The 8,743-nt window shown below is 70.1% G+C and carries 10 protein-coding genes; 2 read left to right on the top strand and 8 right to left on the bottom strand.

What is annotated here, in order from left to right; genetic code table 11:
* Nucleotides 1-57: 57 nt before the first annotated feature.
* From AWC03_RS18250 to AWC03_RS18265, 4 genes are all read right to left on the bottom strand, one after another.
* A complete protein-coding gene (locus AWC03_RS18250) occupies nt 58-1,569 on the bottom strand; it encodes a YifB family Mg chelatase-like AAA ATPase (RefSeq protein WP_085242124.1) in 1,512 nt (503 codons plus the stop codon).
* On the bottom strand, nt 1,569-1,946 hold the full coding sequence (locus AWC03_RS18255) for a YraN family protein (RefSeq protein ID WP_085242125.1): 378 nt from the start codon (nt 1,944-1,946) through the stop codon (nt 1,569-1,571). The genes AWC03_RS18250 and AWC03_RS18255 overlap by 1 nt, the downstream gene beginning before the upstream one ends.
* Nucleotides 1,947-2,058: 112 nt before the next feature.
* Nucleotides 2,059-2,877: a formate dehydrogenase accessory sulfurtransferase FdhD gene (gene fdhD, locus AWC03_RS18260; RefSeq protein ID WP_085242126.1), complete on the bottom strand. Its 819-nt coding sequence runs from the start codon at nt 2,875-2,877 to the stop codon at nt 2,059-2,061.
* Between the two features lie 90 nt (nt 2,878-2,967).
* A complete protein-coding gene (locus AWC03_RS18265; RefSeq protein WP_085242127.1) occupies nt 2,968-3,948 on the bottom strand; it encodes an NAD-dependent epimerase/dehydratase family protein in 981 nt (326 codons plus the stop codon).
* A 274-nt stretch (nt 3,949-4,222) separates the two neighbouring features.
* On the opposite strand from AWC03_RS18265, the gene AWC03_RS18270 reads away from it, so the two are divergent.
* The gene (locus AWC03_RS18270; RefSeq protein WP_085242128.1) at nt 4,223-4,969 is read left to right on the top strand and encodes a GAF and ANTAR domain-containing protein; all 747 of its coding nucleotides are present in this window, start codon (nt 4,223-4,225) and stop codon (nt 4,967-4,969) included.
* Between the two features lie 6 nt (nt 4,970-4,975).
* On the opposite strand, the gene AWC03_RS18275 is transcribed toward AWC03_RS18270, so the two are convergent.
* The 4 genes from AWC03_RS18275 to rplS all read right to left on the bottom strand — a co-directional run bounded on the left by AWC03_RS18275 (nt 4,976) and on the right by rplS (nt 7,381).
* Nucleotides 4,976-5,281: a DUF2469 domain-containing protein gene (locus tag AWC03_RS18275; RefSeq protein WP_007171389.1), complete on the bottom strand. Its 306-nt coding sequence runs from the start codon at nt 5,279-5,281 to the stop codon at nt 4,976-4,978.
* 4 nt (nt 5,282-5,285) lie between these two features.
* Nucleotides 5,286-6,077: a ribonuclease HII gene (locus tag AWC03_RS18280; RefSeq protein WP_085242129.1), complete on the bottom strand. Its 792-nt coding sequence runs from the start codon at nt 6,075-6,077 to the stop codon at nt 5,286-5,288.
* Between the two features lie 2 nt (nt 6,078-6,079).
* Nucleotides 6,080-6,970, bottom strand: coding sequence for a signal peptidase I (lepB, locus tag AWC03_RS18285; protein ID WP_085242130.1), 891 nt, complete (start codon nt 6,968-6,970; stop codon nt 6,080-6,082).
* Nucleotides 6,971-7,039: 69 nt separating this feature from the next.
* A complete protein-coding gene (gene rplS, locus AWC03_RS18290) occupies nt 7,040-7,381 on the bottom strand; it encodes a 50S ribosomal protein L19 (RefSeq protein ID WP_007775353.1) in 342 nt (113 codons plus the stop codon).
* A 317-nt stretch (nt 7,382-7,698) separates the two neighbouring features.
* Between rplS and AWC03_RS18295 the strand changes: the two genes are divergently transcribed.
* Nucleotides 7,699-8,670: a serine hydrolase gene (locus tag AWC03_RS18295; RefSeq protein WP_085242131.1), complete on the top strand. Its 972-nt coding sequence runs from the start codon at nt 7,699-7,701 to the stop codon at nt 8,668-8,670.
* Nucleotides 8,671-8,743 lie beyond the last annotated feature (73 nt).

Genomic DNA, 8,743 nt, shown 5'->3' on the forward strand with positions numbered 1-8,743 from the left:
GGTTCGGGGCGGCCACAACGACTGGCTGGCCAAGGCGTACTGGTGATCCGTTGGCCCTCATCGGCCCGCCCCCGGTTGCCGGAAGCTGAGCGCGGCCGCGACCTCCTCGGGTCCCGGCGAGGTCCCGCCGGCCAGGTCGGTCAGGCTCCACGCGACCCGCAGGGTGCGGTCCAGGCCCCGGATGCTGAGCAGCCCCCGGTCCAGCGCTTTCTGCAGTGGGGTCATCGTGGTGTTGCCGGGGCGGAACTTTCGCCGCAGCAGCGTCCCGCTCACTTCGGCGTTGGTGCGGAACCCGTGCGGTCGCCACCGCTCGGCCGCCGCCGCACGGGCCTGTGCCACCCGCCGCCGGACCTGTGCCGTCGACTCCGCTTCGGTGCCCGAGAGCGCACCCGCGCGCACCGCATGCATCTGCACCCGCAGGTCCACCCGGTCGAGCAGCGGCCCGGACAACTTCCCCAGGTAGCGACGCTTGACCGCCGCCGCACAGATGCAGTCCTGCGGATCGGCGGGTGCGCACGGGCACATGTTGGCCGCCAGCACCAGCTGGAACCGGGCCGGGTAACACGCGACCCCGTCGCGTCGGGCGAGGCGAATCTCCCCGTCCTCCAAGGGCGTTCGCAGCGCTTCCAGCGCACGCACGTTGATCTCGGCGCATTCGTCGAGGAAAAGCACGCCGCGGTGCGCGCGGCTGACCGCGCCCGGGCGCGCCATGCCCGAACCGCCGCCGACGAGCGCCGCCACGCTGGAGCTGTGATGTGGCGCCACGAACGGCGGCATGGTGATCAACGGCGTGTCCCCCGACAGCAGGCCGGCCACCGAATGGATCGCGGTGACCTCCAGTGACTCGCTCTCCGACAGCGGCGGCAGCAAGCCCGGAAGTCGTTGGGCCAGCATCGTTTTCCCGACGCCCGGCGGCCCGGTGAGCATGAGGTGGTGCGCCCCGGCGGCGGCCACCTCCACCGCGAAGCGCGCCTGCGTCTGCCCGACCACATCGGCGAGGTCCACCGCGGGCTCCGGCGCCGTGGCCGTCGCGGTGATCCTGTGGTCCAAGGCGACCGACCCGCTGAGCCACTTCTGCAACTGCCCCAGCGTGCGCACGCCCCAGACATCGATGCCGTCGACCAGGCTGGCCTCGGCCAGGTTGTCCACCGGGACGACGACGGCCGGCCAGCCGTCACGCTTGGCGGCCAGCACGGCCGGCAGCACGCCGCGCACGGGGCGGACCCGGCCGTCCAGCGACAGCTCGCCCAGCAGCACCGTTTTCTCCAGGCGCTCCCACGGGTTCTTTCGTTGCGCCGACAGGACGGCCGCGGCCAGGGCGATGTCGTAGACGGAGCCCATCTTGGGCAGCGTCGCCGGGGAGAGCGCGAGCGTGAGCCGCGCCATCGGCCAGCTGTTGCCGCAATTGGCGACCGCCGCCCGCACCCGGTCGCGGGACTCCTGCAGGGCGGCGTCGGGCAGACCCACCAGGTGCACGCCCGGCAGACCGGAGGTGATGTCGGCCTCGATCTCCACGATCTGCCCGTCGACCCCGCGCACGGCGACCGAGAACGCGCGCCCCAGCGCCATCAGCCGATCCCTTGCAGGTGGGTGATTTCCGGGGTACGGCGGCGCCCGATCCGCACCTGGATCACGTCGATGCGAAGCCCTGCCCAGCGGGTGTCCTGGGCGGCCAGCCACAGCCCGGCCAGCCGGCGCAGCCGGCGCACCTTGCGCTCGGTGACCGCGTACGGCAGGCCGCCATAGCCGTCGCCGGTACGGGTCTTCACCTCGACGAACACCACCGTGCCGGTGGCCCCGTCGCAGGCGATGACGTCCAGTTCGCCGTAGCGGCAGCGCCAGTTGCGGTGCAGGATCCGCAGCCCCATCCTCGTCAGGTGGTCCACGGCCAGCGCCTCACCCATCGCCCCGAGCTGGACCCGGGTCATCGTCGTTTCGGTCGTCATGGGGCCACTGTGCGGAACGGCCACGACAAGCCCGGCCGCGGCGGTGCGGGCACGCCGCCCGGGACGGCCGGTTATCCCCAGTGCCGCGTTCGTCCACAACCGGCGGAAACGGCTAGCTGATTCGGTCCGCCCGGGTGTAGACGTTCATCGAGTCCTCCCGCAAGAACGCCACCAAGGTAATGCCCGACTCCTCGGCCAGCGACACCGCCAGCGACGACGGCGCGGACACCGCGGCGAGCACCGGAATCCCGGCCAGCACGGCCTTCTGCGTCAACTCGAAGGAGGCCCGCCCGCTGACCAGAAGCACCGAGCCCGCCAGCGGCACGCGCCGATGTTCCAGCGCCCAGCCGATGACCTTGTCGACCGCGTTGTGCCTGCCCACGTCCTCCCGCACGGCCAGCATGGTGCCGTCGGCGCCGAACAGCGCGGCGGCGTGCAGCCCGCCGGTGCTGTCGAAAACCTTTTGCGCGGAACGTAGTTGGGCGGGCATCGCCTGGAGCGTCGCCGCCGCGACGGTGGCGGGGTCCGCGCCGGGCGCGAAGCGGCCGATCAGCCGCACCGCGTCCAGCGACGCCTTGCCGCAGACCCCGCACGACGAGGTGGTGTAGAAGTTGCGGGTGACGTCGAGGGTGGGCGCCGGGACGCCGGCGGCCAGCGTCACGTCGAGGACGTTGTAGGTGTTCGCGCCCTCGACCGCGCCGCCGCAGTACCGGATGGTCAGCACGTCGTCGCGGCCGGCGATGATCCCCTCGGTCAGCAGAAAGCCTTGCGCCAGTTCGAAATCCGCTCCCGGCGTGCGCATCGTGACGGTGACCGCGGCGCCGTTGACCCGGATCTCCAGCGGCTCCTCGACGACGAGCGTCTCCGGCCGGGTGATGGCGGTCCCGGCGCTGAGATGCTTCACCCGCCGGCGTGCAGTTACGTGCCGCACTAGGCGATTTCACCGCCGGGCGGGCTGGCGGCGGGACGCGGGGACATCACCCAGTCAACCTACCTCGGCGGCCGGCCGGTCGCCCGGCCGTCACACCGCCGAAGCCAGCGCCGCGAGGGTCTCCGCCGACGAGTGCAGCGGGCGCCAGCCCAGCTGGGTGCGCGCTTTGGTGGTGTCCATGACCATCGACGTGCGCGCGGTGTGCAGCCACTCCAGCATCGACGGGACCAGCGGGACCCGCGACAGCGCCGCCGACGCCGCCGACGCCGCGACCGCCGGCACCCGCACCGGGCGGCCGCCCAGGGCCCTGGCCACGTCCCCCACCGTCACCACGCCGTCACCGGCGATGTTGTAGGCCCCGGGCGGGGCCGGGGCGGTGGCCGCCAGCGCGATCGCGCTCGCGACGTCGTCGTGGTGCACCAGCTGCAACGGGATGCCGGGATCGGGCACGACCGGCTTCAGGACCGGCACCGCCTTGACCACGGCGCGGATCGGGCCGGGCAGCTGGTTCCAGGGCATCGCGTCGGCCAGGACGGTGGCGTTGGGCCCCGCGACGATGCACGGCCGCAGCACGAAGACCTCGAGCGGCGAGTCCTTGGTGATCTCGCCGAGCAGCGCCTCGCACGCGGCCTTCTGCGCGGAGTAGTAGTGCTCGTCGGAGCCGCGGGCCGGGAGGTACTCCGTCAGGGGGTCGGGGTTGTCGGCGTGGTAGCCGTAGGCGGCCACCGACGAGGTGTACACCAGGCGGCGCGTGCGCTCGCTGGCCACCGTCGCCTCGAACACGTTGCGGGTGCCCTGCAGGTTGATGCGGGCGCTCTCTTCCCGCGAACCCATGATGATGAACGCGAGGTGGATCACCACGTCGGCCTGCGCCACCAGGGCGTCGACGGCCTCGCGGTCCAGGATGTCGCCCTGCTGGTAGCTGGTCTTGAGCCAGCCGCGCGACGACGGGTCGAACGGCCGGCGCGCCATGCCGACGATGGCGTCCACGGCGGGTTCGCGCTCCAGCGCGGTCACCGCGGACATCCCGATCTCGCCGGTCGGCCCGGTCACCGCGACGGTAATTCCCATCCCAGGGCTCTTGCCCGACTCGGCCTCGCCGAAACCACCGGGTGGGAAACATCACCTGCGGGACCGCCGCGGGGCGCCGCCTTTCGTGAACGGCGAACACCCGGGTATCCCGTATTGTCAGCGGATTCTGTTTGCTGGCCGGTGGCCGGCAGCCCGGGCGCAAGGATTTCGGCGCAATCGCACCGAACATCGTGTGAGGCTCGCGCCGAGGAACGATAATCTACGGCGATCAAGCGCGGGTCACACGGCGACTGCGCGGGGAATGAGGCACAGCATGGGGGACGAATCGACAGCCGACGGCGCAACGCCCGGCGGCGACAAGGCCGATCCGGGCACCGTTTTCGCCGCGTTGGCCGAGATCATCTACCAGGGCTCCGACGCCGGCCAGATGTATGCGGCGATCTGTGTCGCCGCCACCCTGGTCGTCCCCGGATGTGATCACGCCAGCCTGTTGGTGCGCGACGGCGACCGCTACGTCACGGTGGGCGCGAGCGACCGGCTGGCGCAGCGGGTCGACGAGCTGGAACGGCGTTCGGGGGACGGACCCTGCATCGACGCGATCGAGGAGGAGACGCCCCAGATCGAGCCGGACCTCACCACCCCGTCCCTGTGGCCCAAGCTGGCGAAGATCCTGGTGGCCGAGACCCCGGTACGCGGGGCGATGGGCTTCCGGTTGCTGGTGGACAAGCGCAAGGGCGCCGCGCTCAACCTCTTCAGCGATGCCGCCAACGTGTTCGACGCCGAGTCGGCCGGACGCGGGGCGCTGCTGGCCGCGTTCGCCAGCGTGGCCATCAACGCGGTCGCCAAGGGTGAGGACGCCACCAGCCTTCGCCGGGGGCTGCTGAGCAACCGCGAGATCGGTAAGGCCGTCGGCATGCTGATGCTGCTGCACGACATGACCGAGGAGCAGGCGTTCGACCTGCTGCGGCGCCATTCCCAGGCGCTGAACATCAAGCTGGCCGATGTGGCGCGGGAGGTCATCGAACGGCGCGGCGAACTGCCGCCCGCGGAGGGCGGCTAGCGGCGGCTATTCCGGCAGCCGCAGCTCGGGCTTTTCCACCTCTTCGATGTTGACGTCCTTGAACGTCACCACCCGCACCTGCTTGACGAATCGCGCCGGCCGGTACATGTCCCAGACCCAGGCGTCGGACAGTCGCAGCTCGAAGTACACCTCGCCGTCGGCGTTGCGCGGCACCATCTCCACGCTGTTGGCCAGGTAGAAGCGCCGTTCGGTTTCCACCACGTAGCTGAACTGGCCGACGATGTCCTTGTATTCGCGGTACAGCGAGAGCTCCATCTCGGTTTCGTACTTTTCGAGATCCTCGGCACTCATCTGCTCAGACGTCCTTCTCGGAGAAACACTGCCCCGGCGTTGCGCCCGGGGAATCTTCGACCCATCTTTCCTCACCGATATCCCCCGCGCGCGGGCGAGGGTCCGGCCCGCATTCCGCCAGCACGCGGCCCACCCTCTCCGACCCTAGGGCCACGCGCCGGACGTTGATGAACGAATGGCGATGTTCGGGGCAGGGACCCAGCCGGGTGAGCGCCGCGCTGTGCGCCGGCGTGCCGTAGCCCTTGTGCTCGGCGAAGCCGTAGCCGGGGTGCTCGGCGTCCATGGCCACCATCAGCCGGTCCCTGCTGACCTTCGCCAGCACGCTGGCCGCGGCGATGCACGCCGCCACCGCGTCGCCGCCGATGACCGGCAGCGACGGCACCGGCAGCCCGGGCACCCGGAACCCGTCGCTGAGCACATAGCCGGGCCGCAGGGACAGGCCCGCCACGGCGCGGCGCATGCCTTCGATGTTGGCGACGTGCACGCCGCGCCGGTCCACCTCGGCCGGCGGAATGAACACCACGTGGTAGGCCAGCGCGTAACGACGGATCAGCGGGAACAACTTCTCCCGGGCGCTCTCGGTGAGCTTTTTTGAATCATCAAGCGCGGCAAGGCTTTCCAGTCGTCCCGGCCCGAGTACGCAGGCCGCGACCACCAGTGGGCCCGCACAGGCGCCGCGGCCGACTTCGTCGACCCCGGCCACCGGCCCCAAACCGCTGCGGTACAGCGCCGATTCCAGGGTCCGCAGCCCCCCAGCCTTGCGGATCACCGTCCGCGGCGGCCACGTCGTGGCCATGGCTACTGATGCTGCTGCGGGTTCACCGAAGACACGCCACCCCATCGCCCGGGCGGCCACACGATGAACCTCGCCTTGCCGATCACGTTGGACACGGGAACCGTTCCCGACGTCGGATCACCCGTGCACAACACCCCTTTGAGCGCCTCGGCCGGGACGCTGGTGCAATGCGCACGCGAATCCGCCGAGTGCGTCCGGTTGTCCCCCATCACCCACAGCCGGCCCTGCGGGACGGTGACGGGCCCGAACTCGCTGCCCAGGCACGGGTAGACCGCGGGGTCGGCCATCATGGTGGCCGGGTCCAGGTAGGGCTCCTTGAGCGGCTTGCCGTCGACCGTCAAACCGGTGTCCGCCCGGCACTGCACCGTCTGCCCCCCGACCGCGATGACGCGCTTGACCAAGTCGTTCTCGTCGGGCGGCACGAAGCCGATGAAGGACAGCGCGTTCTGCGCCCAGCGCAGCACGGTGTTGTTGGAGCGGATCGACTTGTACCCGAGGTTCCAGGACGGCGGTCCCTTGAAGACGATGACATCGCCGGGGCGCGGTCGCTCGAAGCGATAGGTGACTTTGTCGACCATGATCCGGTCGCCGACGCAGCCGGAGCAGCCGTGCAGCGTCGGCTCCATCGATTCCGACGGAATCAGGTAGGGCCGGGCCACGAACGTCAACATGACGTAGTAGAGCCCCACCGCGATCACGGCCAGGAGCGCGAATTCCCGCAGTGCGGATCGCTTGGCGCGCTCCGGCGCGCCGTCCTCCGACGCCTCCGCCGGTTCGGGGACCGGCTCGGCGTCCTTCGGCGACTCGCCTTCGGGCGTGTCCGGGATGCGGGTGGAGACCTTCGGCTCTGACTGGGCGGGCTGGGGCGCAGATGAGTCCGTGGGTTCGGTCACGAGATCAGAGTAGCCAGCACAGATTTTGGCGCTGTAAACCGACCGGAACTGCCGCCCGGGCGCACCGTCTCAGCGCTTTTCCTTGATCTTGGCCTTCTTGCCGCGGAGCTCCCGCAGGTAGTACAGCTTCGCGCGGCGGACATCGCCACGGGTCACCACCTCGATGTGGTCGATGTTCGGCGAATGCACCGGGAAGGTCCGCTCGACGCCGACACCGTAGCTCTCCTTGCGCACCGTGAAGGTTTCGCGGATGCCGCCGCCCTGCCGGCGGATCACCACGCCCTTGAACACCTGGATACGCTCCTTGGCGCCCTCGATGACCTTGACGTGCACGTTGATGGTGTCGCCCGGGCCGAAAACCGGGATGTCGTCGCGCAGCGACGCTTGGTCGACGAAGTCCAGGCGGTTCATCTGAGAAGGCACTTCCTTGCGGTCGCGGCCTGCGGCAACAGCCCTCACCGCGGGGTGAGGCGGTCGCCAAGCCGATGGTTTTGGGCAACTTGCGCGTATCTCGCAGCAGGCGGAAAGCGGCCCGGCCGGCCTGCAACCGCTGGAGACAACTGGTCAATTGTGCCAGACGGGACGCGTGCGGAGAAAATCACAGGATCGGACGCGGTTCGCAGCCTGCCGAAAAGGCTGGTGAATGGTACATATGAGCTGGGTTGGAACGCGCTGACCGCGCGATCCGGGCCCGCGTTCGAGCAGGTTGGGGACACCGGAGGAGAGGAATGCGCGTTCGGCCGCTGTTCTTGCTCACCGCCACCGCGGCGGTGGCGTTGGTGGTGGCCGCCGGATGTGAGGCGAAGGTGCAGGCCAAGGGATACAACCTCCCGGTGTACGTCACCCCCGACCGCGGCCTGCGCCCGCAGGCGCCCCCGCAGCCGGCCGAGCTGATGCTCGAAGCGGTCAAGCCCGCCCAGCCCGAACAGCAACCCGCCGGCGCGGGCTCGATTGGCCTGCAGGCGCGGGTGCAGCAGGCCACCGACGAGGCCGCCGCCAGTGGAGCCGCCCTATCGGTGGCGATTCTCGATCGCAAGACCCACCAGCTGGTCTCCACCGGTAACACCCAGGTCATCGGCACCGCGTCGGTGGCCAAGCTGTTCATCGCCGACGACCTGCTGCTGCACGAATCCGAGGGCAAGGCCGCGCTGAGCGCGGACGACCGCCAGGCGCTGGACATCATGTTGCAGTCGTCCGACGACGGCGCCGCCGAGAGGTTTTGGGCCCAGGGCGGCGCGAACGCCATCGTCACCGCGGTCGCGGCCCGCTACGGGCTGACCTCGACCACGCCGCCGAGCGACGGACGCTGGTGGAACACCATGAGCTCGATGACCGACCTGATCCGCTACTACGAGATGCTGCTCGACGGATCGGGAGGGCTGCCGGCCGACAAGGCGAAGGTCATCGTCGACGACCTGGCCCGGTCCACCCCCAACGGGCTGGACGGCTACCCGCAGCGCTTCGGCATCCCCGACGGGCTCTACGCCGAACCGGTGGCGGTCAAGCAGGGCTGGATGTGCTGCATCGGCAGCGACTGGATGCACCTGTCAACCGGGGTCATCGGCGCGGACCGCCGCTACATCATGGCGGTGCAGTCCCTGCAGCCCTCCGACGATGCCACCGCCCGCGAGACCATCACCCGCGCGGTCAAGACGATATTTCCCGAGGGCCGGATCGACCCGCTGGGGCGCGGGCTCTAGTGTCCTGAGTCATTAATTTGGGTGCAGTAGTTGGCGATGCTGGTCAGGATTTGGTCGGCTGTCTTGGTCCAGA

The sequence above is a fragment of the Mycobacterium europaeum genome (assembly GCF_002102155.1).
Taxonomy (GTDB): Bacteria; Actinomycetota; Actinomycetes; order Mycobacteriales; family Mycobacteriaceae; genus Mycobacterium; species Mycobacterium europaeum.